We start from the raw sequence: 24,380 nt of genomic DNA, 5'->3' as shown, positions 1-24,380 counted from the left end.
TGCGAGGTTGCAAACCACGTTCCGCGTTCTTTCACTCAGAAAGAATGAATTGCTTCCTTGTGAAGCTGCGCGGTGAATGAAGCGGGCTCGCTTTTTGCTGGGCGCTTGTGAGTAAAACGCGGTGCATGTCGTGCAAGGGATTCGTCATGAATAAAGTCGTCGTTGTGACAGGCGCGGGCGCCGGAGTGGGACGCGCGACCGCCGAGGAATTCGCGCGACATGGCTACGATGTCGCATTGCTTTCACGCGATTTGGCGCGGCTCGAACGCGCGGCCGCCGAACTGCGTCTTCGATACGGCGTGCGTGCAATTGCGATTCCAACCGACGTCGCCGACGCCGCGCGCGTGGAAGAAGCGGCAACGCGCACCGAAACGGAGCTTGGACCTATCGACGTGTGGGTCAACGTTGCAATGGCCACGGTCTTCGCGCCGGTATCGAAGCTGACTGCGCAGGAATTCGAGCGAGGCACCAAGGTGACGTACCTCGGCCAGGTGCACGGCACGATGGCCGCACTGTCACGCATGCGCACGCGCAATCGCGGGACGATTGTCAATGTGGGGTCCGCACTCGGTTATCGTTCGGTGCCGCTGCAATCCGTCTATTGCGGCGCAAAATTCGCGGCGCGGGGTTTCACTGACTCGCTGCGTTCCGAGATCATTCACGACGGGCTCAATGTGCATTTGACGATGGTCGATTTGCCCGCATTGAATACGCCGCAATTCGACTGGGCGCTCAACAAGATGGGTAAAAAGGCCAAGCCCGTCGCGCCGATTTTCCAGCCGGAAGTGGCCGCGCGCGCGATCTATTTCGCTGCAACGCATAAGCGTCGCGAGGTATGGGTGGGTTTTCCGACGGTCAAGGCGATACTGGCCAACTTCATCGCGCCCGGACTGCTCGACAGATATCTGGCAAAGGCGGGCTACTCAGGACAGGTCACCGACGAGCCGCTTCCTGCCGACGCGCCTAACAATCTGTTCGATCCCGTACCCGGCGATTACAGCGCGCACGGACGTTTCGACCGTGAGTCGAAACCTGTGAGCCTGGAGATGTGCGCGGTTCGTCACCGTGGATTTTTATGCGCATTGGCAGGCATAGGGATCGTCGGCGGCATCGGATTTTTGATCAGAAAGAATCGCGGCGCATAGATACGACGGCGTAACAAAGGGTTCTTGCCGGCCACCAGGTAAGAGTCACGAGGATAGGTGACAATACACCTATCCCACAGCCCTTAGGAAAGCCATGTCCCAGCCGCTCACCATCGATTTCGTTTCCGACATTGCATGCCCCTGGTGCGCAATCGGCCTTTCGTCGCTGCAACTCGCGTTGTCGCGCGTCGGTGACGCAGTGGATGCGCGGATCGTCGTGCACCCGTTCGAACTGAATCCGCAGATGGCGCCCGAGGGCCAGGCGATTGTCGATTATCTGGGCAAGAAGTACGGACGCACGCCCGAGCAGATCGAAGAAACGCAGGCCATGATCCGCGAGCGCGGCGCAAGCGTCGGCTTCGAGTTCGGTCCGCGCACGCATGTCTACAACACGTTCGATGCACACCGCCTGTTGCATTGGGCAGGTCTCGAAGGCAAGCAACTGCCGCTCAAGCTCGCGCTGCTGCGCGCCTATCATTCGGAAGGCCGCGATCCGAGCAATCATGATGTGCTCGTCGAAGTCGCGCAGTCGGTAGGAATGGACGCCGAGGCTGCGAGCAAGGTACTGCAAAGCGGCGACTATGCCGACGAAGTCCGCGCCGAAGAAGAAGAGTTCCAGTCGCACGGCATTCAGTCGGTGCCGGCAATCATTTTCAATCGCCGCTATCTGGTGAGCGGCGGGCAACCTGTCGAAACCTTCGAACAGGTCATTCAGCAGATTCTGGCCGAAGCATAATCCGGCACTTTCGTATGTGAATGCCTGCGCAATAGCAGGCCTTTTTTTGGCGTAAACGAAATACAGCCGGAGAACCCCGTTCATGGTCACCAAACGAATCCATGCCGCGTTGCTCGGCTTCGCGCTGATGGCGCTTGCATGCGTAGCTCATGCGCAATATACGACCGATTGGCTCGCCAATACCTATGGCACGCTGGCCGCGCACGTCGGCAACGGCGCGCGTTCAATGTGGGTCGCACCGGAAGGCGTGATCTATACGTCGTCGTTGTGGGACGAGAACGAGGGCGGCGTCGCGATCTATCAGAACGGTCAGAACATCGGCTCGATCGGTACGCACGCCGACTTTCAGGGCAGCGCGATAACCGGCAATGCGACGTCGATTTTCACGGCGCTGCAATACAACAGGTCGTTCGGCAGCGGCTCGGTCGGGCGCTATAACCGTGCGACCAAAGCGCTCGAGCTTCGCATTCCGGTCAGCGTGTGGACCGGCATCCCTCATGCGGATGTCATCACCGGACTCGCCACGGCAGGCACGCTGCTTTATGTCAGCGATTTTTACGGCAACCGTGTGCGTGTCTATACGACTGACGGCGTGTGGCAGCAGGACATAGCGGTGTCCGGTCCCGGCGCGCTCGCACTCGATGCTGCGGGCAATCTGTGGGTCGCGCGAAAAAGCGCTGGCGTCATAGCGCAATTCAGCGCGGCTGGCGCGTCGCTCAACACGATCCAGATGCCCGCCGCTTCGCGGCCATCGGCGTTGTACTTCGATGCATCGACGGGACGGCTCATGGTCGGCGACGAAGGTCCCGACATGAACATCAAGATCTATAACGTGGCGGGCGCGCCCATATTGGCCGGTACATTCGGCATTCAGGGCGGCTACCTGGATACGACTACCGGAATCAAAGGGCAGGTCGGCGACAAGCGCTTCACGCGCGTAGCGGGCATCGGCAGGGACGCAGCGGGCACCCTGTATGTGCTAAACAATCCGTGGGGCGGCGGCTGGGACATGGGCCGCAATGGTCCGACCGACCTGCATGCCTACGACAGCGCCGGCAATCTGCAATGGAAACTGCAGGCACTGAACTTCGAAGCGGTCGCGGCACCGGACCCGTTGACCGACGGCGCGTACTTTTATAGCGGCGCGCATATTTATACGGGCACCGCGGGCGGCACCTTCGTTGCGAATACCGTCGACCCGTTTACTTATCCGTCAGACCCGCGCCTGAATATCAACGACACGCAGCGCGGGCAGCACTTCGGGCAACTCGTCGCGGTGGGCGGAAACCGCATTCTCGTCGCGTCCGGCCAGAACCCCGACACCTTCAACTTCTATCATTTCAATTCGGCGAGCGGCTACATTGCAATACCGGATGGCTCTTTGCCGGGCCCGGCGTTCAACACGACGGTGAAGGTGACGGGAGGCTTTTGCATCGACAGCAGAGGCGATGTGTGGGCGGGTCTCGACAGAACAAACCATATCTATCATTACCCGCTCACGGGTTTCGACGGAAACGGTAAGCCGTTGTGGGGCCCCGCCGTCACGATCAAGATTCCAATGAGTATCCGGCCGTTGACGCGCATCATCTATTTGCCCGAAAGCGACACGATGATTCTCGCGCAAGGCGTGGCAGGCAGTTGGGACTGGACGGCGATACAGTCGCGCATCGAGGTCTATCACGGCTGGAGCGCGGGCAATACGACACAGCCTCAGCCGGTGATCAATCTCACTAGCGCGAATCCGAAGTCGATTACCGCAGTGGGCAATTATCTTTTTGTCGGCTACGTGCATACGGTGCCGAACATCGACGCGTTCAACCTGAACACCGGCAATCTCGACGCGACGCTCATCAACAATAGCCCCGGTACTGTGGATGTCGGCAACGATGTCGATTCGATGTACGGACTGCGAGCGTTTCTGCGGGCAAGCGGCGAATACGTGATTACGAAAGACAACTACAACGGGTCGAGCATGATCGTGCATCGCTGGACACCGTAAGCGGCGTGGGCGTGCGTGAGGCTTCGCGCTGATCACGTAGGCCATCGGATAAGATACGGCCCTCGTGGCATTTTCCCGCTTAAAGGAGTGGTTTCAGTGATTCAGCCGAGCAACGTATTCAAGGAAAACCTCGCGCATATGCCTGCAATCGACGGCATTGCGCGTATCGATCTGATCGACGCGCAAGGCGCCGTTGTGGCGAGCATCGAGAACAAGCCGGGCAAACAGGGCTCGCTCGCGGTCTACAACTATCTGCAACAGACGTTCGATGCGCTCGACGCCAAAGCCGCCGAACACGGCCTCGCGGTGTTCGGCGAACATACCGCCGACGCGCGCAACCGGCCCGGCGCTCATCCGAATGTCGACCATCTTCTCGCGATTGCAGCGGCCGCGCCGGCTTTGCGCATCGACGTGATTGCGGCGGACTGAACTGCGTTCGGGCCGCCGTTAACGCGACTTGCTTTAGCGCGCCTTTAACGCGCATTGCTTTAACGACGTTGAAGGCCGTGCGCTGCACGGCCGAATATCGCGCGGTCGGCGAGCCATACGGCGACAAGCGTTGCGCCCATCAACGGAAAAACAATGCCGAGCATGACGAGGCCGGTTTTCCAGCCGCGCATCGGCGGTGCGGCTCTTTCCCGCGAAGGCGCGCCGAGCGAGCGCTGCGGTTTGCGCTTCCACCACATCACGCAGCCGGTCACGGCCATCAACGCGAGCCCCAACGAAATCGCGGCGCACAGAATCTGATTGGCGACGCCGAAATAGCGGCCCATATGCAATGACGTGCCGTATGACACCGCTTTCGATACGCCGCCATAGTCGGCATAGCGAATGTCCTTGAGAATCGCGCCGCTGTACTGATCGATATAGATGGTGCGTTCCAGTTGTGGATCGGCTGGGAAATACGACACGGTATAGACGCCCGTCGGCGATGTCGGCAACGCGATGTTGTAGCCGCTCGTGACACGGAGCGACGCGGCTTGCGCGACGATGTGGCCGAGCGGCAACGGGGCCGCTGCTTTCGCATCGGCGGAAGCGGGCACCGGCGCATTGCCGACGGCCCAGGGCGTTTGCGGCAGCGGCAAGTCGTCCATCACCATGCCGGGCATGGAGTCCATATGCGCGGCGTGTTCTGCTTGTGCGCCTGGTTTTGTCTTCGCGTCGATCTCTTTGCTCGTGCCCGCAGGCAGCACCGAGCGCAACGGCAAGCCGCCCCACGTGCCAGGCGGAGCGCCGAGATTCGCAGCGGTCGCGAGCGCCTTGAACTGCTGACCCCACGAGCCGGACCACGGCAAACCGGTCAACACGAATGCAAGCGCGCCGAGTGCGAGCCAGATGCCCATGACCGCGTGGATGCTCTTCCACAGCGGCCGGCCCTTTAACGTCAGACGCGGCACGAGTGCATCCCGCACGCGTGTCGTTTCACGCGGCCACCACAGCGCGATGCCGGTGCCGATCATCACGAGTGTCCAGCATGCGGCAAGCTCCATTAGCAATTCGCCCGGTTTGCCGAGCAATAGCTTGCGATGAAGCATGCGGTCAACCTGCATCAAGCGACGCTCGACGCTCAATGTGCCGAGTACTTCTCCGCTATACGGGTTCAGATAGACACTCTGCTTTTCGCCGTCCGCGAGACGAAAAATGAATTCCGTGCTGCGCTCGGGCGTGTTCGAGATCGCGGCGGTGACGGCGATTGCATTGGACGGCATGGCCGCACGCGCTCGCGCGAGCAGCGCGTCTTCTGACATGCGCGGCGCCGTTTGCGGTTCGACGACGAGAAGCCGCGGATAAAGCAGCGGCTCGATTTGCGGCTGAAAACAGTACAACGTACCCGTTATTGCCAAGACGATGAGAAACGGCATCACGAAGAGGCCAGCGTAGAAGTGCCATCGCCAGAGCGTGCGATAGCCGCTGCTGGGACTCGTCGTGCCTAATACGGCGTTATGCGGTGCGATGGTGGACATTGAATCCTCCTGAAGAAGATTGATCTGGTTCTTGCGCTAGAACGCTACGATTGCGCGCTACATGCGCAACTTCGCTTCCAGATAGAACGTGCGTCCTGGGTAAGGGTGATAGACGAAGTAGCGCGCATCGAAAATGTTGTCGACGCCAATGCCGACTTCGCTCAGCTTCGTGGGCCTGAACGTGAACTTCGCGTCCGCCACCGTGTAAGAACTCGTGCCGCCGAATACATCCGGATTCGTGTCGGTATTCGTGAGCGTGTTGTATTGGCGGCCCGAATAGCGCGCGGCGAGTGTCACTGCCGCGCGTTCGTCGAAGCGATAGGTCGCCGCCACATTCACGCGCCATAGCGGAATGCGATAAAAGTACTTGCCGACGCTCGCGGGGTTCTGCGCATTGGCAATGATCTTCGATTGCGTATAAGCGACGCTTGCCAGAAGATCGAGTCCGCGCATGAATACGTTCTCACCGGCATAGCTCGTTTCCACGCCGCGCGAACGCACTTTGCCGATGTTCTGGAAGTTCGTCACGTTCGGAATCACGGTCGTATCCGTCTGGCTGAAAATGGTGTTCTTCACGTCGTCCTGAAACAGCGAGAAACGGAAGATGCCATTCCAATGCGCCCATTCGGCGGTGAGTTCTTTCGAAAGATCGTCTTCCGGTTTCAGGTTCGGGTTGTTGTTGACGATCGAGGAGCCGTTGATTTGCCCCTGGAACAATTCACTGACCGTGGGAAAGCGATATGCGCGGCCAATCGACGCGCGTAACGTCAGATCGTCGCTCACATCGAATGAAAGCGAAGCCTTCGGCGAGAAGTGCTGCTCACTGGCGTTAGCGAGTGCAACCCTTGTGCCCGGCAACGCTTGCGATCCGTCGTACGCGCGCCAGTCTTCGTAACGCACGCCATACACGAATTTCCAGCGCGGCAGGAAGCGCCATGCGTCCTGTGCGTAGAGCGCCTGAGTTTGCGTCTTGCCGGCGAATGCGTTGGCGAATGAAGTCGCGGAGCCGTCGCGCCAATTGAGCGTCGAGTAACTTTCGTTGTCGAGAAAGTAATTGTCGTAGTGGTAGCCGAAAGCGAGCGCATGATTCGCGAGACCCGCTTGCGTCGACGCTGGCGTGTAAGTACTGCGCAAGTCGAGTGTCTTCCAGCCGGTGCCGTCGCCGAAGGTCACGGTGCCCGCGCCATTGTCGGGCGCACCGGAACTTGCAAGACGCGCGACGCTATTACTGACGTCGTAATACGAGGCGATCGCCTCGCCGTTCCAGCCTGTGGCGTTGCGCGTTTTCAGCGTCACGCCATAGAACCAGTTCTCGCTATGGCCCAGGCTCGGCGCGAATGCGGAAGCCGGAATCGTGTACTCGTAGCCGTTGATCGAAACCTTGCCGCCATATACAGCGTTGCCGTTCGCGTCGCGCAGAAAACTCGACGTCTCGCTGTTATACGTTTGATGCCAGTAGCCGAGCGTAAAAGCGCCTTGCAGTGTCGGCGTGAAGTCGTACTGCATCTTCAGCTTGAACTGGTCCTGGACGGTGTGCTCGATGCCTTCGCCGTTAATACCGAGTATGGCGGTCGGCGTATTGGTCTGGTTGTTGTAGAAGTACGCTCCTGTAACCGGCGTGTCGCCGGCCTTCGCGGGCGTGCCCGATTTGGCGAGCGTCGCGAATTGCAGCGGCTGGCTCGTGTTTTCCAGATGGTTCACGCCGAGCAGAAACGAGAACTTGCCGATCTGGTTGCCGATAGAAGCGCTCGCTTCGCTGCCGTTGAAATTACGGTTCACACCATAAAGGCTGAAGTGCTGCGTGAATGCTTTCACGTCGGCTTCCGCTTCGAATTTCTTTGGCATGCGCGTGCTGATCAATACGGTCGCGCCAAGCGAATTGCCCGGATAGAGCGCGGAATACGGGCCATAAATCACATCGACCTGCTGGATCTCGTCGGGAGACACCATCGACCAGCGCGGTGGAAAAGAAAAGTTGTTGCCCAGCAGATTGCTCAGCAACAGCCCGTCCGCATAGACCAGACCGCGCGCACTTTGCGTATTGCTCGTGCCGCGCACTGCGATGATCGAATTCAGATCGCCGATAAAGCGTTTGCGAACCGCGAGATTCGGCATGTACTTCAGCACGTCCTCGGTGTTCACGACATTCCAGTTGGAGAATTGCTCGCGCGTGACTGTTTCGACCGAAGCCGGCAGATTCGGATCGACGGCGCGGGGCGCGACGCTTTCGTTTGCAGCGCTATTCGCACTCACGCTAACGGCGGGCAGCGTCGTGTCGGCGCTCGCCGTGTCGGCGTGAGCCGGCGCGACCGCTAACGCGGTCATGGCTGGGGGAACGAAGGCGCGCAGCCTTCGCAATGAGAAGATCGACATGAGCGTTTCCTTCATGCATTGAACGGACGATCGCGCGCGCCATCGACAGATGCGGCAAATGCGGCCGCATGTGGCTAACGCGGCCACATGTGGTCAATGCACGCAATGCGCGGGCGATCAGGAACAACGACGATCAGGAAACGGAGGGCGGTGCTCTAGGGCGTCCCGAAGGGAACGCGCCGAGTGGTGTGAAGCGGGTGGAGAGACTGGGCGGCGCCGTGCCTGTCATGACGATGACAACCGGCGGCTGCGCGGCCGCAACCGTGGGCATGGCCACATGATGCTGCAACAGATGACAGTAACCGCAAGCGCCGAAGGCGTCGTCGTGACTGAGGTGGACGGCCGATGTGTCGGCGCGGCTGGCGTGCTGCATCGCGCCGGGCTGAACGGTTTGCAGCGCCGAACATAGCGCGGCAATCGGCTCCTGCGCGCGGTTGGAGACCAGCGTCTGACTCACGACCGGCGCAAACACGACGAGCCACATGGCGATGAGGCCAAGCCAGGCGGTCAGACGGTTGCGGGAGTGTGGAGTCATGGCGATGAGCAGGAAAACGCGGCGATTCTAGCACTGCCACGCACATTTTTCTGCCCGATGTCCGGCATAACGACGGATTGAAGCCGGAAATCCGCTCATTTCCCGCCGTTACAACGCGGCCGCATCGCTTAATCTGCGTGGTACATGTTGGCCTTTGTGCAACATGGGCGATCCCGCGCGTGGACGCCGCACTCGCAACGTTACTGGACTCATGACTTTCACGCAGACGCTCGCCTCTTCAATTGCACAACTCAACCAGCAGGCGATAGCGCTCTACTCGGCGGATGAATTTGCCGCGGCATTATCGACGGTAATGCCCGCGATCGAGCACGACGAAAGCACGCTCGACGATGCAGCGATTCACGCAATGGCCGACGCGCTGAACATCGCCGGGGCTTCGTCGTGCCGTCTCGGTCACGCGGACGATGCAGAGCGCCATTGGCGCCGATGCCTGCGTATCGCGCCAGGTTATGTCGAAGTGTATGAGAGCTTCGGCGCGTTGCTGAAAGCGCGCGGTCGCCTGTCGGCGGCCAAAGCAATTTATCGGCAACTCATCGCGATGCGGCCCGAGCATGCGGACGCTCACAATCAACTGGGCGCAGTGCTGCATGCGCAAGGCCATCATGAAGAGGCCGAGGTGTCGTATCGGCGTGCGCTTTCCCTTCGCCCGGACCATGCCGAGGCGCACTATAACCACGGCGTCGTATTGCAAACGTTGCGACGCCTGCATGAAGCCGAGGCCGCATATCGCGAGACGCTGCGCCGATTACCGGCGCACGCGCAAGCGCACAACAATCTGGGCAACGTGTTGATGGATCTCGGTCGTGTCGACGAAGCGGACGCGGCTTATCGCGACGCGCTCAGCATCCAGCCGCATTATCCGGAGGCATTGAATAACCTCGCCGGCGCGTTGAAGGCTGCGCAGCGTCTGACCGAAGCCGAACTCGCTTGCCGGCTTGCGTTGACCATGCGCCCCGACTACGCGGAGGCTCACGTCAATCTTGGCGCGGCGCTGACCGATCTTGCACGGCTGCCCGAAGCCGAGTCCGCGTATCGCAAGGCAATCGCGCTTTGCGCCGATTACGCCGAGGCCCATTACAACCTCGGCATCACGCTTTTCAAACTCGAACGCATGGAGGAAGCCGCGGCCGCTTATCGCGAAGCGGTTCGCCTGCGTCCCGACATAGCGCCCGCTTATAACAATCTCGGCTGCGTGCTGCGCCTGCTCGACTGTTTGCCCGAGGCCGTCGAGGCTTTCGAACAGGCGCTATCCACTGATCCCGATCTGGCCGAAGCGCATTACAACCTCGGCGCCGCGCTCGCGCAATTGACGCGTCTGCCCGAGGCGGAAAGCGCATACCGTCGCGCACTTTCGCTACGCGCCGATTACGACGACGCGCGCTTCGGGCTCGCGACATTGCTGCTGAGCATGGGACGTTTCGAGGAAGGCTGGCCGCTTTATGAATGCCGCTATCAGCAGACGGGTTTCGTGCATCGGCAGACTGCTCAGCGGCTATCGTGTCCGCAGTGGCAGGGCGACGCGCTCTCGGGACGATCGTTGCTCGTCTGGCAGGAAGACGGTCTCGGCGACATGCTGCAATTCAGCCGCTATTTCGCGTTACTGAAGGCGCAGGGCGCCGCGCATATTGCGTTTGCCTGCGCGCCCGCGTTGCATCGGCTGATGACTCGCGTCGACGGTGTGGACTCTGTGCTGGATCACGAGAGGGCAGCGGCGCGTGCATCCGATTATGATTGCTGGACGAGTCTCTTGAGTGCGCCACTGCATTTGCGCACAACCGTCGATACGATTCCGCGGCCGGTCCGGCTCGCGGCCGAAGAGTCGCTCGTCGAAAAATGGCGGCCTGTGCTCGACGCATTGCCGCCGGGGCGCAAGATCGGTCTCGTGTGGAAGGGCAATGCGAAGCATCATAACGACGCCAATCGTTCGATTCCGTCGCTCGTTACGCTTGCGCCGTTGTGGAGCGTGGCCGGTCTCAGCTTCGTGAGTCTGCAGAAAGGGCAGGGCGAGGACGAGGCGCGCCACCCGCCACCTGATCAGCCGTTGCTCCACGTTGGTTCGATGGTGACAGATCTTGCCGACAGCGCGGCGATCGTCGCGCAACTCGATCTGGTGATTTGCGTCGACACGTCGATCGCGCATCTCGCTGCGTCGCTCGGCAAACCCTGCTGGGTGATACTGCCGGAGAAAGATGTGGACTGGCGATGGATGCACGAGCGCAGCGATTCGCCGTGGTATCCGCACACGCTGCGACTATTTCGCCGCGAGCGGGGCGAGGAGTGGACGGCGGTTGTCGAAAGAGTGAGACAGGCGTGCGTCGCGCGATTCGGTGTGCGCGAGTAGCCGCTACGCGGTTACGAGCGTCATCGAAAAGCCGTCCCACCCTTTTGTGCCGACCGTTTGAATCGCAGTGGAATCGAGGCGCGGATTGCTGCCAAGCAGCCTGAAGAATTCATGCAGGCCGGCTACGTCCGGATCGCTGCTCGCGTGATCGGCAATGCGGCCGCGGCGAATCACGTTATCGCCGACGATCAGCGTACCGACGCGGCTCAATTGCAGTGACAGGCGCAGGTACTCGGGATAGCTCTTCTTGTCGGCGTCGAGAAAAATCATGTCGAACGGTTCGACGTTATCGGCGACGAACTGCGCGAGCGTTTGCGCCGCGGCGCCCACGACGATCGACGCAACGCCCGACACGCCCGCGCGTTCCAGGTTCGCTCGCGCCACTTGAGCATAGTCGCTGTTTCCTTCGAGAGAGATGAGTTGACCGGTTGGCGGCAGCGCTCTTGCGAGCCAGATCGTGCTATAGCCGCCGAGTGTGCCGACTTCGAGAATACGCCGCGCGCCGCGCAGTTTCGCGAGCAGATGCAGCAGCTTGCCCTGATTCGGCGCGACGTTGATGGACGGCAGACCCGCCTCGGCACTTGCGTGCAATGCGGCGTCGAGTGACGCATCTTCGGGTAGAAGGCTGCTTGTCAGATATTCGTCGATCGTATTCCAAAGGTTCTCGTCCATCGTTTCTCCCGCATGGTGTGAACTACTTCGCGCGCTTCGGCTTCGCCTTCGATGCCTTGCCCGATTCATTAAGCGCGATTGCCGCATGAATCAGGGCCTTAAACGCATTCGCGTCGAGTTCCTCGCCTTCGTGAATGTCGATTGCGCGCCTCGCATTGCCGTCGAGACTCGAATTGAAAAGCTTTGCGGGGTCCGCGAGCGAAGCGCCCTTCAGGAACGTCAGCTTCACCGCGGACTTGTACGACTCGCCCGTGCAGATGATTCCATCATGCGACCACACAGGCGTGCCCATCCATTTCCATTCTTCGATCACGTCAGGATCGGCTTCGTGGATGAGCTTGCGCACTCTGCTCAAAGTGGCGCCGCGCCAGTCCGCGAGATCGGCAATTCTTTTGTCGATCAGTTCCGAGGCCGGCAGTGCTTCCGACGAAGCCGATTTATTCATAGTGCTCTCCCGAGCTTGTTCGGTTCAGAGGCCGAATTGCTTCGCGTATTCGGTATTCAGACGCGGCCATTCGAAATTCATCGCATCGCCGGCGACGATACGTCCCAGCGGATCGCCCGCGAGGAAATGGTCGAGCACGTCGAGGCATATGTGCCAGCCCGGCTGCGCCCATCGAGATGAACTTGCGGTCGATGTTGTGCCACAACGTCAAACGCGTGCCGTCGCCTAGCGATTCGAGTTGCCAGCGAAGATCGTTCTCGCCCCAGCGGTACTCGAGCAGATTCGGCGCGTCGGCGCGCGTGACTTGCGTCTCCGACACTTGCGGCGTGGGCGTGCCCACTGTCGAAAGCTTGACCGGACCGACCGATGCAAGGCTGTGGTCCGCATCGAACGGCGCCCATTCGCGCAGGCTCGTCGGGTCCGTCAGCGCTTGCCAGACTTTCTCCGGCGAATGACGCAGTTCGCGCACGAGGACGAGCGTCCACCGGTCTCCGTCTTTCTGAACTTCTGCGCCGGCGGCGGGGCCGGGCCTGTATGAATCGCGATTGCTCATCGCTTCTTCTCCTTGCGACGTGGTGCGGGATGAGTCTGATCGAGATGACGCTCGAGCGCGTCGAGATGAACCGACCAGAAACGGCGGAACGGAGCGAGCCACGCGTCGATCTCCATGAGCGGCTCCGGTTTGATGCGATAGACGCGCCGTTGCGCGTCGACGCGAGACTCGACGAAGCCGGCGTCACGAAGCACACGCAAATGCTTCGAAACAGAGGGCTGCGAGAGATTGAGCTGCTCTTCGATATCGCCCACGGACTGCTCCGAAGCTGCAAGCAGACTGAGAATGGCGCGGCGGCTCGGCTCGGCGATGATGGCGAAAGTTGAGTCCATGTCGTTTATATACTCCGTGAGGCATATACGTGTCAAGCCGCGGCTGTGGATGCGAAAGCCTCACGATTCGTTTGGTTGGCTCCGGTTTCGCTTCGCTTTCCGCGCCGCCTTCACGAACTCGACGAAGCATTTCACGACCGCATCGTCGCGCGCGGTTTGCCATGCGAGACCGATGCGCCAACTGGCGCCGGGTCCGCGCAACGGCAGCACTCTCGCGTCGCGCAACAAATACTGCACGCGGGACGGCAGAAACGCGGCGCCGACGCCTGCGGCCACGCCGGCGAGCACGGTCTGAATGTCGTCGGTCTGCTGGATCACATTGGGCACGAAACGATGCGCAGCACACCACTGGTCGATCTGCGCGGCGAGGCCCGGACCCCGTCCGCGCGCGAGTGCAATGAAGCCCGGCTCGTTCAGTTCGTTCAGGTCCGAAGGAAGGCGTTTCCAGCGTGCGTGCTGCGGAATAGCCAGCCCGAGTGCCTCGTCGAGCATCGCGAATGCGGAGAGGCCGGTGTCGGCCGGCAAGCGCAGAAAGCCCACTTCGAGCTTGCCGGAAAGAAGCCGTCGCGTTTGCTCCGCCGACGACAGGTCGTTGAGCGTCACACTGACGTTGGGATAGCGCTTGCGAAAGTCGGCGACCAGTTGCGGGACTTCGGTCAGCGTGGAGAGCCCGAGACCCACGCGCAGAAAACCGCGCGCGCCGCTGCTCGCCTCGCGTGCCCGCGCGAGGATTTCGTCGGCATCGCGAACTAGCGCTTCCGCATCGGCGAGAAAGCCAGCGCCAAAAGTAGTGAGTTCCGCGCCATGCCGGCCACGCTCGAAAAGACGCGCGCCGAGGCTCGCTTCGAGTGCCGCGATCTGCTTGCTAAGAGCGGGTTGACTCACGCATAAAACGTCCGCTGCCTGGCCGAAATGACGCAGCTCGGTGACCGTGAGAAATGCCCGCAGTAGTTTGAGTTCCATTCTTGAAAGTAATCGAATGCACCGAAACTTTCATTTTACGTATGGATGGTAGCGCGGTCCAATGGTGCTGCTCTTATTTCACCGGGCCGTGAAAATGCTGTCTTCGTTCGCTTCGTCGTTTCGGGTTGCATCGGTGCCGCTTGTGTCGTGCCGCGGGCAAGCCGCGCAAAACGTCGCGCGTATCGCGGACTGGTTGACGCTTGCCGCGTCGCGCAACATCGACCTCGTGGTCTTTCCCGAGGCTTGTATCAGCGGATACGCGAGCATGGCGAAGCTGAACCGTGCCGAACTGAATGCGCTTGCTGAACCACTGGATGGTCCTTCCGTGCGCGCGGTCATGGATGCCGTCGAGCGCACTGGCGTCGCGGCTGGTGTGGGACTTATCGAGCGCGCGACGGATGGGCAGTTGTTCAACAGCTATCTGGTGTGTCTGCCGGGCGGCGTGCGCTATTGCCACAGAAAGCTGCATGCGTTCGAGCATCCGCGCATTGGCAGCGGCGATCGCTTCACCGTGTTCGCTGCGTCAGCGGGTATTCGCATCGGTATCCTGATCGGCGCCGATAACTATGTGGTCGAGAACGTGCGCATGACGGCGCTGATGGGCGCGACGCTGCTGATCGCGCCGCATCGAACGTATGGTGTGAGCGGGGAGGGGAGCGAGTGGATTCAGCCGATGTCGATGGAGCAGGCGCTTAACCGCGCGTCGATAGCGAATGTGGCGCGTTGCGAAGCCGCATGCAGTGCCGAAAAATGGCTGTGTCGCTGGCTGCCTGCGCGAGCCGTCGATAACGGAATGTTTGTCGTGTTCATCGATGGCGCCGATATCGCCGGGCAGCCGAAACGGGCCGGCGCCGCGATGATCGTCGATCCGTTCGGCCGCACATTAGCGGACATGTCGAGCGGCGAAACGACAGGTGGCCTCGTCTATGCCGAACTCGACACGAGGCTGATAGGGGTTAGCCCTGGGCGCGAATGGCTCGGCGCCCGCCGATCGAATCTTTATGGCGCATTGAGCCGCTCTGCGCTAAACGCCGCGGACTTCGACGCGCAACGCGTGTCGGCCAAAGGCGCGGTTGCAGTGTCGTTTGCGCAGGTCCGACGCAATCGCGTCATCGGTTGATGCGACCCGCGCCAGAACACCTATTCCGCGATTGAAAAGCGCGCCGGACGGCTTTGCGTCGATTTCGTGGGGCGCTCGATGCGCGCCGTCGCGCCTCGGATGAACAGCACCGCGCACACCGCAACCATCGCCCAAATGCAGAGAATTACCGTCAAAGCGCTCATTTCGTGTCTCGAACGTTATAGAAGTGCTGTCGTTATCGTTGGCTGTACTGTGTTGCCAGCCGGTCAGTGCATCGTGGGTTGGTCGTCGCCGGCGGAAAGAATCTCGTCGATCAAATGCGTGGCCACTCCAAGCTGCTTTTCCAGCGAAGCACGCGCTGCGTGCGCCGCTCTTTCATCTCCCCGCGCCGCTGCATTGTACGTCTGCGTCGCGAGGCGCAACACATTTTGCGAAGCGAGGTGCAGGTCGTGCATGGTGCCCGTGTCGCCAGCGGACGCGGAGCTCGCTTCGGTTGCCGTCAACTCGGGCAGATTTTCGTCGAACGGGCGATCCGGGCAGTCCGGGCGATTCGGGCGATTCGGGCGATGGCGGGAAGACATCTGACGCTCCTGGCGCGATTGGCACGAAAACAGTGTGCGCCGGGCGAGCGAACTTCAATTGGTCGAATAGAAGGCGTTTTTAAGGGCAATCGCGGGCATGGGCGGGGTGAGGGTTTTCGTCTGTAGAAAGCATGGCTTTCAAGTGCGCTGCACCAACGCATTGCAGCTACGTAGACAAAGCGCGTTTACACGCGCTTTGTGATCTGCAAAAACGCGTGATGCCAACGTTACCGATAAGCAGATTAGATGGCTTTGCAGGCCCCTTTAGGTGCTTGATCGACGCGCGCCAAATCTACAATGACAGCCACATTAGCGTTGGAGACCCGCGATGTCCGGTCGCACACAGACCCGCATTCCCTGCATGTTGATTCGCGGCGGCACGTCGAAGGGCGCGTTTTTCATGGCGTCCGATCTGCCCGCCGATCCAGTCGAGCGCGACCGTGTTCTGCTCGCCGTGATGGGTTCGCCCGACCCGCGGCAGATCGACGGTATCGGCGGCGCCGATCCGCTGACGAGCAAGGTCGCGATCGTTTCCCGCTCGTCGCGCGAGGACGCCGACGTCGATTATCTGTTTGCGCAGGTTGTCGTCAACGAGGCGCGCGTCGATTTCGGCCAGAATTGCGGCAACATTCTCGCGGGCGTCGGGCCGTATGCGATCGAGCGCGGACTCGTCAAAGCGGAAGAAGGCAGCACGCGTGTGGCCATTCACATGGTGAACACCCGTCAGATTGCAGTGGCCACAGTCAGCACGCCGGATTTTCGCGTGACGTATGAAGGCGACGCGCGCATCGACGGCGTGCCTGGCGGCGCCGCGCCGATTCCACTCGAATTCAGGGACACGGCCGGTTCGACATGCGGCGCGCTTTTGCCGACGGGTCAATTGAAGGACACCGTTGAAGGCGTGGAGGTGACGTGCATCGATAACGGCATGCCGCTTGTGCTGATGCGCGCGCGCGACCTGCAACGCAGCGGTTACGAAACGCGCGAGGAACTGGATGCCGACGAGGAACTGAAGGCGCGCATCGAAAAAATCCGCCTGGCCGTAGGCCCGATGATGAACCTCGGCGATGTCAGCACGCGCACTGTGCCGAAGATGTGTCTCGTCGCCGAACCGCGCGATGGCGGCACCATCTCCACGCGCAGCTTTATTCCGCACCGCTGCCATGCATCCATCGGCGTGCTCGGCGCGGTCAGCGTGGCAACCGCCGCAGTGTTGCCGGGAACTGTCTGCGACGGCCTTGCAAACGTCGATGCAGAAGGCGCGCGCAAGCAGGTGTCCGTCGAGCATCCGACTGGCGAGTTCACTGTCGAACTGACACTCGGCGGCGAGCGCGATCGTCCCGTGGTGTTGAGCGCGGCGCTGCTGCGCACCGCGCGCTGGTTGTTCGACGGCGTGGTCGGCATTCCTGCTTCGGTGTGGGAACAAAGAGGTTCTTTATAAACTAAACGGCCGCTAGTTCGTCGTGGCGGTGCTGACGGTACGCGTAACGTCCACCACCGACAAACGAATCGCGTCGATCAGCGCGCGAGCCGCCGGCGACGGTGTACCCGCCGCGCGCAGCGTCAGCCCTATGTCGCGGCGCGTATTGTGAAGCGGCACGTCGAGCACCGCGAGCTGGCCCGTTTGCACTTCGTAGTGCAACTGCTGCGCCGACAGCGCCGCAACCATGTCGGTGCCCAGCAGCAGGCCGCGAATCACCGCGAGATCGGCGGTTTCGACGGTAGGCAGCGGCGGCCTGATTTTCATCCGCTTGAATTGCGCTTCGAATAGCGCGCGAGCCGGCGCGTGGCTGCGCGGCAGAATCCATTGAACGTCGCGCAAATCGGAGATACGCGGCTCATGCGCGCGCGTGAGCGGGTGATCGCGGCGCACGAGAAGCACCATGTCTTCCGACATCAGGCGCTCGTTCCGCAGGCCACTGGTCGCGTCGTTTTCGCGCAGTGCGCCGAGAATGAAGTCGATGTCGCCCGCTCGCAGACCCGCCACTAACGCTTCATAGGCGCTTTCGTCGGTGACGACGCGCACGCCTGGATTTTCCGCGCTCATCTTCGCGATGGCTTTCGGCAGGATCAGCGTGCGCCCGAGCGGCAATGCGCCGACGGTCACCGCGCCCTGGATGTTGCCGCGCAATGCGGCAATATCGTCGGGTACGTGGCGCAGTTCGTTCAATGCGCGGCGCACGTGCAGCAGAAAAGTTTCGCCTTCCGTCGTGAGCAGAATACCGCGCGGGCTTCTATGAAAGAGGCTCAAACTCGAGCCGCTTTCCAGTACGCGAATCGCGGTACTCACGGCAGGCTGGCTGATGCCGAACGTCTTCGCGGCGCTCGGCATATGACGATGCCGTGCCAGCGCGACGAAGATTTGCAGCCGCCGCGTGTTCAGCAAATACGCGGGCAACGCGCCCTCAGCAGCGGGCCGGCGACGCGTCTGGCGCGCGGCGCACCATTGCGCGAGTTCTTCGAGCTCCGCAAAAATCCGCTCGCAGCGAAGCAGGACCGCGCGCCCAACCGGCGTGGGCAACATGCCCGAAGGACCACGATCGAAGAGCGGTTCGCCGAGCGCCGATTCGAGTTCCTGTACCGATCGCGTGACCGCCGATTGCGCGCGAAACAGCGCAGCCGCCGCGCGCGTCGCGCTGCCCCTATCGGCGACGAGGCGAAACGCGCGTAGTTGCGCGAGGTTGAGGAGGTCTTTCGTATTCGCGGGCGTAGTGCGCATGGCGGCGCTTGCGGACGTAGGCGTGGTTCCTTGCGCGGTGCCCTGGTTCCTCACGCGACGCGGCGCTGCGTTCTGCGTCATGCCGCGCCCGCGATGAGGTGCAACGCCGGCAGCGACAGATTGAGGCTTTCCTTCGAGATGTGCGTATGTTCCTTCATCAACGCCTCTACGCGCGCGCCTTCGCCATTCTTCAACGCGTCCGTGATCGCATGATGCTGGCGGTGCGCGTACATCAGCATCATGAACTGGCGCTCGCGCGCGGCTTCGTCGAATGCGATGGTGAACGGCGAGACGAACGGAATCTTGTCGTTCAGGCTCAGCGCGGCGCTCACCGCTGCGTTTTGCGCGGCTTCGATGATGAGCGAGTGAAAGCGCCCGTTCATGTCGGCATAACGCACGTCGTCGCCGGGTTTTAGCTGGCCGTTGCGGAAAATCTCGTCGCCATCGCGCAGGCAGTCGTCGAGTGCGGCGGCGAGCGCCGCGCCCACGCCGCCCTCGGCAACCGAACGCGCGGCGAGACCCTCAAGCACGCCGCGCACGTCGATCGCATTCAACACGTCGCGCACGCTGAAACGGCGCACCACATAACCGCGCGCGCCGGAGCGATCGAGCAGTCCTTCGGATGACAAGACGCTGAGCGCATAACGCAGCGGCGTTCGCGACACGCCGAGCCATTGCGCGAGTTGCGCTTCGACGAGCCGTTGTCCGGGCGACAGTTCGCCTGCCAGGATTTTCTCGCGTAAGGTCTGAACAATGGCCTGCTGAGTGGTTTCGTTCATCGTCGTCTACTCGTTGGACGTCGTCCAGTATAGCCACGCGAGCCGGGTTGCACCACGCTTCGAAAGCGTCTTGCGAGTTGGTTTTATGGCCATCTAATTTGTTTATTGGCGGCCATTCCAGAAATGCGGTTGCGAAGTCAGCTTAGATCCGTTCGGGATACCAAAGCGGCCCGGCATCATGCGGCTCGCGGGTCATTGCATGAAGACGGAAGGGCTCTCGCACTCCACTGGTAGCCACAATTCTGCTCATCTCGCGCGTTTACCCGTACTTCCCGAGAGCCCCCACAATTCCTATCTTCGTATCCCAAGACGGTTGCCAACGCTTCTTTCGTGTTCCCGGCAACCTATCCGATTCGCACACAGCAATAGCGCAGCACGAAGTAACGGAAGACAAACGAAATGGCAAGGATCATTGGCGGCATCGGCACTTCGCATGTGCCGACTATCGGCATGGCGTACGACAAGGGCAAGCAGAACGATCCGGCATGGGCGCCGCTTTTCAAGGGCTATGAACCGGTGGCGAGCTGGCTCGCCGAGCGCAAGCCGGACGCGATGGTGATGTTCTACAACGACCACGCGAACAGCTTTTTCTTCGACTGCTATCCGACCTTCGCACTGGGCGTATCGGCCACTCATGAATTCGCGGACGAGGGCGCGGGAAAACGTCCGCTTCCGGATGTAGCGGGCCACCCCGACCTCGCGATTCACATTGCCGAGCAACTGGTCAACGACGAGTTCGATCTCACGATATTCCAGGATCGTCCGCTCGATCATGGCTGCAATTCGCCGCTTTCATTGATGTTGCCGCATGCGGGCGGCTGGCCGCTTGCGCTCGTGCCAATCGAGGTCAACGTGCTGCAGTATCCGCTGCCGACCGCGAACCGCTGCTATCGGCTCGGACAGGCACTGCGCCGCGCAATCGAATCGTATGAAGCGGACCTCGATGTCGTGGTGGTCGGCACCGGCGGCCTGTCGCATCAGGTTCACGGCGAGCGCAGCGGCTTTAACAACACCGAATGGGACATGGAATTTCTGGACTTGATCGTTCACGAACCAGAGCGTCTGGCCGCGATGAAGCATGTCGACTATGTGCGCCTGGGCGGCGCGGAAAGCGTCGAAACGATCATGTGGCTCGCGATGCGCGGCGCGCTCGGGCCAACGGTGCGCGAGCTACATCGCAACTATTACCTGGCGACCAGCACGGCAATGGCCGTCACGATTTACGAAGACGAGGTGGCGCAATGAATCCGCAATTGATCGGCGTCGAAGAACTGACGGGCACCTATCCGTTCGACATTCGCCAGAGCATGAAGGCCATGCGGCTGAACCGCTTCTTCTGGCAAATGCGCGAAGCCGCGGCGCGCACGCTGTGGCTCGCGAACCGCGAGGCGGCTTATGACGCGGCAGGTCTGACACCCGAGGAGCGCACGCTCGTCGATAACGCCGACTGGATCGGCCTGATCCGCTATGGCGTGTGTTTCTTCGTGCTGGAGAAATTCGCGCGCGTCGTGAAGATCACCAACCTGGGCATGTACGCAAGCATGCGAGGCGAAACGCTCGAAGCGTTTCTGAAGACGCGCAAGGTGCCGGAAGCCGTGTAGAAGGCCGGACACCGTGCCGCCTGCCGGTGCATTTAATTCGGATACGAGAACAAAACCCGGCTTCCATCGAAAGCCGGGACGGGAAACTATTTTCTTCGGAGACAAGCATGAAATCTGCAGATTCAGTCGACATCAAGGCGTTTATCGACGCGCGCAAGGTGTCGCCCTATCAATGGCTCGTCCTCGTTCTGTGCTTTGTGATCGTCATGATGGACGGCCTCGATACGGCCGTGATGGGTTTCGTCGCGCCCGTCATCATGCATGACTGGAGCGTGAGCCGTACCGCGTTTGGTCCGGTGATGAGCGCTGCGATGGTCGGCCTCGCGGTCGGCGCATTGGCGGCGGGTCCGATTGCCGATCGCATCGGACGCAAGAAGGTATTGATCGCTTCTGTATTCTGCTTCGGCTTTTTCAGCCTGATCTGCGCGTTCGCCGAAACGCCTGTACAACTCGTCGTATTGCGTTTTCTCACTGGCCTCGGACTCGGCGCGGCCATGCCGAATTCGACGACGCTGCTTTCCGAATACGTGCCGTCGCGCAGCCGTTCGCTGCTGCTCACCATCATGTTTACGGGCTTCAATTTCGGCTCGGGAGCGGGCGGCTTCGTCGCGGCCTCGCTGATTCCGCACTACGGCTGGCGCTCGGTGTTCATGTTCGGCGGCATCCTGCCGATCGTGAGCGTGCCGCTTTTGTTGTGGCTCTTGCCCGAGTCCGCTCGCCTGATGCTGGTGCGCAAGATGCCGAACGAACGTATCGCGGCGACGCTCGGACGCGTCTGCGGCCACCTGTTCGACAAGGACGTGCGTTTCACGTCGCCCGAACCCGTGGTTGCGGCAAAGGCGCCGGTGCGCATGTTATTCGCCGATGGTTACGCGCTCAGCACGCTGATGCTGTGGCTCACGTATTTCATGGGCCTTCTCATCATTTATCTGTTGACCGGCTGGCTGCCGACGCTGATCAAGGACGCCGGCTTGCCCGTCGAACGCGCGGCTGCGATCACCGGCATGTTCCAGTTGGGCGGCACGATTGGCGCCGTCGCGGTGGGCTTCGCGATGGACCGTCTGGATCGCAACGGCGTGATTGGCGCAGCGTATCTGCTTGGCGGCGTTTTCATTTTCGCGCTCGGCATGGGCACGCTGAAGTCGAGCCTGTTGCCGGTTCTCGTCACGTGTGCGGGCTTCTTCATGAGCGGTGCGCAGACGGGGCTCAATGCACTCGCGCCAAGCTGCTATCCGACCCGCGCTCGCGCAACCGGCGTGAGCTGGATGCTCGGCTTTGGGCGGCTCGGCGGCATTCTCGGTTCGCTCGTGGGCGGCGCGTTGCTGTCGCTCGGATTCAGCTTCCAGGTCGTGTTTTCCGTGCTTGCGGTTCCCGCCATTATCGCGGCCGTGGCAATCGGGATGAACCGGCTTGCCTTGCGTTTCATTACCAGTCCGGTTGCCGACGCATAGATCTGTTTTGCGGTGAGTGGCGAGAACTTGCGGCGTTCAGCTTGCGCCTCCGTTCTTGTATCGAACGCGAACACAGCGCGCTTACTACATCTACAGCGCGTTTATCCGGGAGCAGACATGGACGGCAAGTTGAGTGCAAGCGCGAGCGAGTTTAAAAGAAGAGAACTTTCGTCCCGGTGGACGTGGCCCAATCGTCAGGCAATGATTCGCGCGGGCGTGGCGGGCGGATTGCTCGGCGCGGTGATCATCTGGATTTACGAGGCGTTGATCTGGGTCGGCGCGCAGCATCTGATGCCGCTCGCCGGCATTCCGCGCAACGCAACGGGTCTCGTATTCGGCAAAGGCGTGCAGGAGTCGATCGGTATATGGGCCTACGTAGTGGGCACGGGTATTCATTTCGTGTTCGCGATTGCATGGGGCGTGCTGTTCTCCGCCGTCTGGCCATACTTTCGCCGACGCGGCATTGAAGCGACGCTCGTCGCACTCTTCTATGCGGTGCTCGCGTGGATCGTCATGCACGTGGCCATCATGATCGCTTCAGATAATCACCCGAACTACTACGACCCCGCGGTGATTATCGGCGGCTTTATGTCTCACATCTTCTTCACCGTGCCGCTTGCATTGACGGTGAAGCGCCGGTTCGAAAGAGAAGCGCAAAAAAGTATTTCAACAAAGACGTAGCAATTGGAGATCTGGAGAATGAAAAGAAGTCTCAGGGGAATTGACGTCGCGCTATTCGGCGCGGCACTGGCGGCCTCAGTGCCGGCCTTCGCGCAAAGCAGCGTGACGTTGTACGGTATTGTCGATAACGGCCTTTCTTACACCAGCAATCAGACGTCCACGCTGGGCTCGACGAGCGGCGGGAAATCCGCTGTCAAGTTCACGCCGGGTGTATGGGCCGGCAGCCGCTTCGGCCTTAAAGGCGGGGAAGATCTCGGCGGCGGCACGAAGGTCATTTTCCAGCTTGAATCAGGCTTTAACTCGGGGACGGGCGCGCAGCAATACAGCAATGCGATGTTCGGCCGCCAGGCCTGGGTCGGCGTTACCAATCCCGCGTACGGTACTTTCACGGCGGGTCGCCAATATGCGTCGTACTACCAGATGCTGTCGCCGTATAGTCCGACGACCTGGCTCACCGGCTACTATGGCGCGCATCCTGGCGACGTCGACGGTCTCGATACAATTTACCGCGCGAACAACACGCTCGAATATACGTCGCCGAAACTATACGGTCTGACTGTGAGCGGTTCGTATTCGCTCGGCGGCGTGGCCGGCAGCACGAACCGCGGCTCGACATGGTCCACTGCGGCGCAATATGCGTTGGGTCCGATCGGCCTCGCGGTCGGCTTCTCGCGGATCAACAACTCGACGCTCGGCGGCGGCACATGGGGCGCGGATTCCACGACCACGAACGGCGGCTCGCAGATCGGCGTATCCGCGGTGACGAACGGCTATCAGACCGCGCAGGCGCAGCAGCGTTTCGCAGTGGGTGGCGGTTATACGTTTAACAGCGCGTGGGACGTCACGGCGACCTATACGAACGTGCAGTACATTCCGGGCACAGGCTCGAAATTCCACGACACGGCCATCTTCAATACAGGCGGTCTCGTGTTGCACTGGAAGCCGATGGTCGCGTGGGATTTCGGCGCGGGCTACAGCTACACGCGCGCGACACGAGCGAACGGCATTGAAGACAGCGCGCAGTATCACCAGTTCAACCTGTCCCAGTACTACTCGCTTTCAAAACGCACTGGCCTTTACGCGCTGGAAGCGTATCAACATGCGAAGGGGAAGACGCTCGGCACGAATGGGGCTGGGCAGATCATCGACGCCACGGCGACGCTTGGCGACGGCTACAACACCGCGCCGTCGACGACCGGCAATCAGTTCGCTTTCGGCGTGGGCATCATTCACCGCTTCTGACGAATGGATTGAGTTTGCGGTCGTTTGAAAAGCCGGGCTGCATGTATGTATTGCATGCGTCAGCCCGGCTTTTTTGTTGTCGCGGAACAGTAATTGCTCCCTTGTTGCACGAAATCGCCTCGCGGTATTTCAGGAGCCGCGTCGCGAATTCTTCCGCGAAAACAGC

At 61.0% G+C, this 24,380-nt stretch carries 23 protein-coding genes; 12 read left to right on the top strand and 11 right to left on the bottom strand.

All coding sequences use genetic code 11. The features are described from left to right. The first annotated feature begins 146 nt into the window (after nt 1-146). The 4 genes from BGRAMDRAFT_RS16275 (at nt 147) to BGRAMDRAFT_RS16260 (ending at nt 4,309) form a co-directional block, all read left to right on the top strand. A complete protein-coding gene (locus BGRAMDRAFT_RS16275) occupies nt 147-1,145 on the top strand; it encodes an SDR family oxidoreductase (protein ID WP_006049882.1) in 999 nt (332 codons plus the stop codon). Nucleotides 1,146-1,239: 94 nt separating this feature from the next. After that, entirely contained in the window at nt 1,240-1,881 is a 642-nt protein-coding gene (locus BGRAMDRAFT_RS16270; protein WP_006049881.1) for a DsbA family oxidoreductase, read from the top strand. A gap of 82 nt (nt 1,882-1,963) precedes the next feature. Then, the gene (locus tag BGRAMDRAFT_RS16265) at nt 1,964-3,880 is read left to right on the top strand and encodes an SMP-30/gluconolactonase/LRE family protein (protein WP_006049880.1); all 1,917 of its coding nucleotides are present in this window, start codon (nt 1,964-1,966) and stop codon (nt 3,878-3,880) included. 96 nt (nt 3,881-3,976) lie between these two features. Continuing rightward, a complete protein-coding gene (locus BGRAMDRAFT_RS16260; protein WP_006049879.1) occupies nt 3,977-4,309 on the top strand; it encodes a DUF2322 family protein in 333 nt (110 codons plus the stop codon). A 59-nt stretch (nt 4,310-4,368) separates the two neighbouring features. Here BGRAMDRAFT_RS16260 and BGRAMDRAFT_RS16255 read toward each other — a convergent pair whose 3' ends face one another. The 3 genes from BGRAMDRAFT_RS16255 to BGRAMDRAFT_RS16245 all read right to left on the bottom strand — a co-directional run bounded on the left by BGRAMDRAFT_RS16255 (nt 4,369) and on the right by BGRAMDRAFT_RS16245 (nt 8,752). Beyond that, nucleotides 4,369-5,844: a PepSY-associated TM helix domain-containing protein gene (locus BGRAMDRAFT_RS16255; protein ID WP_006049878.1), complete on the bottom strand. Its 1,476-nt coding sequence runs from the start codon at nt 5,842-5,844 to the stop codon at nt 4,369-4,371. A gap of 57 nt (nt 5,845-5,901) precedes the next feature. Further along, the gene (locus tag BGRAMDRAFT_RS16250) at nt 5,902-8,217 is read right to left on the bottom strand and encodes a TonB-dependent receptor (RefSeq protein ID WP_006049877.1); all 2,316 of its coding nucleotides are present in this window, start codon (nt 8,215-8,217) and stop codon (nt 5,902-5,904) included. A gap of 133 nt (nt 8,218-8,350) precedes the next feature. Beyond that, nucleotides 8,351-8,752 carry a DUF2946 domain-containing protein gene (locus tag BGRAMDRAFT_RS16245; protein ID WP_006049876.1) on the bottom strand — a complete coding sequence of 134 codons (402 nt, stop codon included), beginning with the start codon at nt 8,750-8,752 and terminating at the stop codon, nt 8,351-8,353. A gap of 211 nt (nt 8,753-8,963) precedes the next feature. On the opposite strand from BGRAMDRAFT_RS16245, the gene BGRAMDRAFT_RS16240 reads away from it, so the two are divergent. Continuing rightward, nucleotides 8,964-11,114: a tetratricopeptide repeat protein gene (locus tag BGRAMDRAFT_RS16240; protein ID WP_006049875.1), complete on the top strand. Its 2,151-nt coding sequence runs from the start codon at nt 8,964-8,966 to the stop codon at nt 11,112-11,114. A gap of 3 nt (nt 11,115-11,117) precedes the next feature. Here the strand turns inward: BGRAMDRAFT_RS16240 and BGRAMDRAFT_RS16235 are convergent, their stop codons facing one another. The 5 genes from BGRAMDRAFT_RS16235 to BGRAMDRAFT_RS16215 are packed head-to-tail and all read right to left on the bottom strand — an operon-like array spanning nt 11,118 to nt 14,079. Beyond that, nucleotides 11,118-11,786, bottom strand: coding sequence for an O-methyltransferase (locus BGRAMDRAFT_RS16235; protein WP_006049874.1), 669 nt, complete (start codon nt 11,784-11,786; stop codon nt 11,118-11,120). Between the two features lie 22 nt (nt 11,787-11,808). Continuing rightward, a complete protein-coding gene (locus BGRAMDRAFT_RS16230; protein ID WP_006049873.1) occupies nt 11,809-12,231 on the bottom strand; it encodes a DUF1801 domain-containing protein in 423 nt (140 codons plus the stop codon). Next, nucleotides 12,224-12,784, bottom strand: a complete 561-nt coding sequence (locus BGRAMDRAFT_RS16225) for an SRPBCC family protein (protein WP_006049872.1) — start codon at nt 12,782-12,784, stop codon at nt 12,224-12,226. The genes BGRAMDRAFT_RS16230 and BGRAMDRAFT_RS16225 overlap by 8 nt, the downstream gene beginning before the upstream one ends. Then, on the bottom strand, nt 12,781-13,116 hold the full coding sequence (locus tag BGRAMDRAFT_RS16220) for an ArsR/SmtB family transcription factor (protein ID WP_006049871.1): 336 nt from the start codon (nt 13,114-13,116) through the stop codon (nt 12,781-12,783). Before BGRAMDRAFT_RS16220 ends, BGRAMDRAFT_RS16225 begins: the two co-directional genes overlap by 4 nt. A 60-nt stretch (nt 13,117-13,176) precedes the next feature. Beyond that, nucleotides 13,177-14,079 (bottom strand): LysR family transcriptional regulator, encoded by a 903-nt coding sequence (locus tag BGRAMDRAFT_RS16215; protein ID WP_006049870.1) that lies wholly within the window; start codon nt 14,077-14,079, stop codon nt 13,177-13,179. 94 nt (nt 14,080-14,173) lie between these two features. Between BGRAMDRAFT_RS16215 and BGRAMDRAFT_RS16210 the strand changes: the two genes are divergently transcribed. Then, nucleotides 14,174-15,199, top strand: coding sequence for a nitrilase-related carbon-nitrogen hydrolase (locus BGRAMDRAFT_RS16210; RefSeq protein WP_063825215.1), 1,026 nt, complete (start codon nt 14,174-14,176; stop codon nt 15,197-15,199). 227 nt (nt 15,200-15,426) lie between these two features. Here the strand turns inward: BGRAMDRAFT_RS16210 and BGRAMDRAFT_RS16205 are convergent, their stop codons facing one another. Then, nucleotides 15,427-15,741, bottom strand: coding sequence for a hypothetical protein (locus BGRAMDRAFT_RS16205; protein ID WP_006049867.1), 315 nt, complete (start codon nt 15,739-15,741; stop codon nt 15,427-15,429). Nucleotides 15,742-16,069: 328 nt separating this feature from the next. Between BGRAMDRAFT_RS16205 and BGRAMDRAFT_RS16200 the strand changes: the two genes are divergently transcribed. Then, entirely contained in the window at nt 16,070-17,182 is a 1,113-nt protein-coding gene (locus BGRAMDRAFT_RS16200) for a 4-oxalomesaconate tautomerase (protein ID WP_006049866.1), read from the top strand. A gap of 12 nt (nt 17,183-17,194) precedes the next feature. On the opposite strand, the gene BGRAMDRAFT_RS16195 is transcribed toward BGRAMDRAFT_RS16200, so the two are convergent. Both BGRAMDRAFT_RS16195 and BGRAMDRAFT_RS16190 read right to left on the bottom strand, forming a co-directional pair. Further along, nucleotides 17,195-18,460, bottom strand: a complete 1,266-nt coding sequence (locus tag BGRAMDRAFT_RS16195) for a LysR family transcriptional regulator (protein ID WP_044021225.1) — start codon at nt 18,458-18,460, stop codon at nt 17,195-17,197. 77 nt (nt 18,461-18,537) lie between these two features. After that, entirely contained in the window at nt 18,538-19,239 is a 702-nt protein-coding gene (locus tag BGRAMDRAFT_RS16190; protein ID WP_006049864.1) for a GntR family transcriptional regulator, read from the bottom strand. Between the two features lie 399 nt (nt 19,240-19,638). Here BGRAMDRAFT_RS16190 and BGRAMDRAFT_RS16185 point away from each other — a divergent pair, with 399 nt between their 5' ends. The 5 genes from BGRAMDRAFT_RS16185 to BGRAMDRAFT_RS16165 all read left to right on the top strand — a co-directional run bounded on the left by BGRAMDRAFT_RS16185 (nt 19,639) and on the right by BGRAMDRAFT_RS16165 (nt 24,214). Next, on the top strand, nt 19,639-20,484 hold the full coding sequence (locus tag BGRAMDRAFT_RS16185; RefSeq protein ID WP_006049863.1) for a gallate dioxygenase: 846 nt from the start codon (nt 19,639-19,641) through the stop codon (nt 20,482-20,484). Continuing rightward, nucleotides 20,481-20,840 carry a protocatechuate 3,4-dioxygenase subunit alpha gene (locus BGRAMDRAFT_RS16180; protein WP_006049862.1) on the top strand — a complete coding sequence of 120 codons (360 nt, stop codon included), beginning with the start codon at nt 20,481-20,483 and terminating at the stop codon, nt 20,838-20,840. The genes BGRAMDRAFT_RS16185 and BGRAMDRAFT_RS16180 overlap by 4 nt, the downstream gene beginning before the upstream one ends. Nucleotides 20,841-20,947: 107 nt before the next feature. Continuing rightward, nucleotides 20,948-22,291 carry an MFS transporter gene (locus BGRAMDRAFT_RS16175; protein WP_006049861.1) on the top strand — a complete coding sequence of 448 codons (1,344 nt, stop codon included), beginning with the start codon at nt 20,948-20,950 and terminating at the stop codon, nt 22,289-22,291. Between the two features lie 117 nt (nt 22,292-22,408). Beyond that, complete coding sequence (locus BGRAMDRAFT_RS16170) at nt 22,409-22,972, top strand: hypothetical protein (protein WP_006049860.1); 564 nt, start codon at nt 22,409-22,411, stop codon at nt 22,970-22,972. Nucleotides 22,973-22,990: 18 nt separating this feature from the next. Further along, the gene (locus BGRAMDRAFT_RS16165) at nt 22,991-24,214 is read left to right on the top strand and encodes a porin (protein ID WP_006049859.1); all 1,224 of its coding nucleotides are present in this window, start codon (nt 22,991-22,993) and stop codon (nt 24,212-24,214) included. The last annotated feature ends 166 nt before the right edge of the window (nt 24,215-24,380 follow it).

This window comes from Paraburkholderia graminis C4D1M, from assembly GCF_000172415.1.
In the GTDB taxonomy this organism is placed as follows: Bacteria; Pseudomonadota; Gammaproteobacteria; order Burkholderiales; family Burkholderiaceae; genus Paraburkholderia; species Paraburkholderia graminis.
Note: the sequence above shows the minus strand (reverse complement) of the source record. Positions and strands in the feature narration are given on the sequence as shown.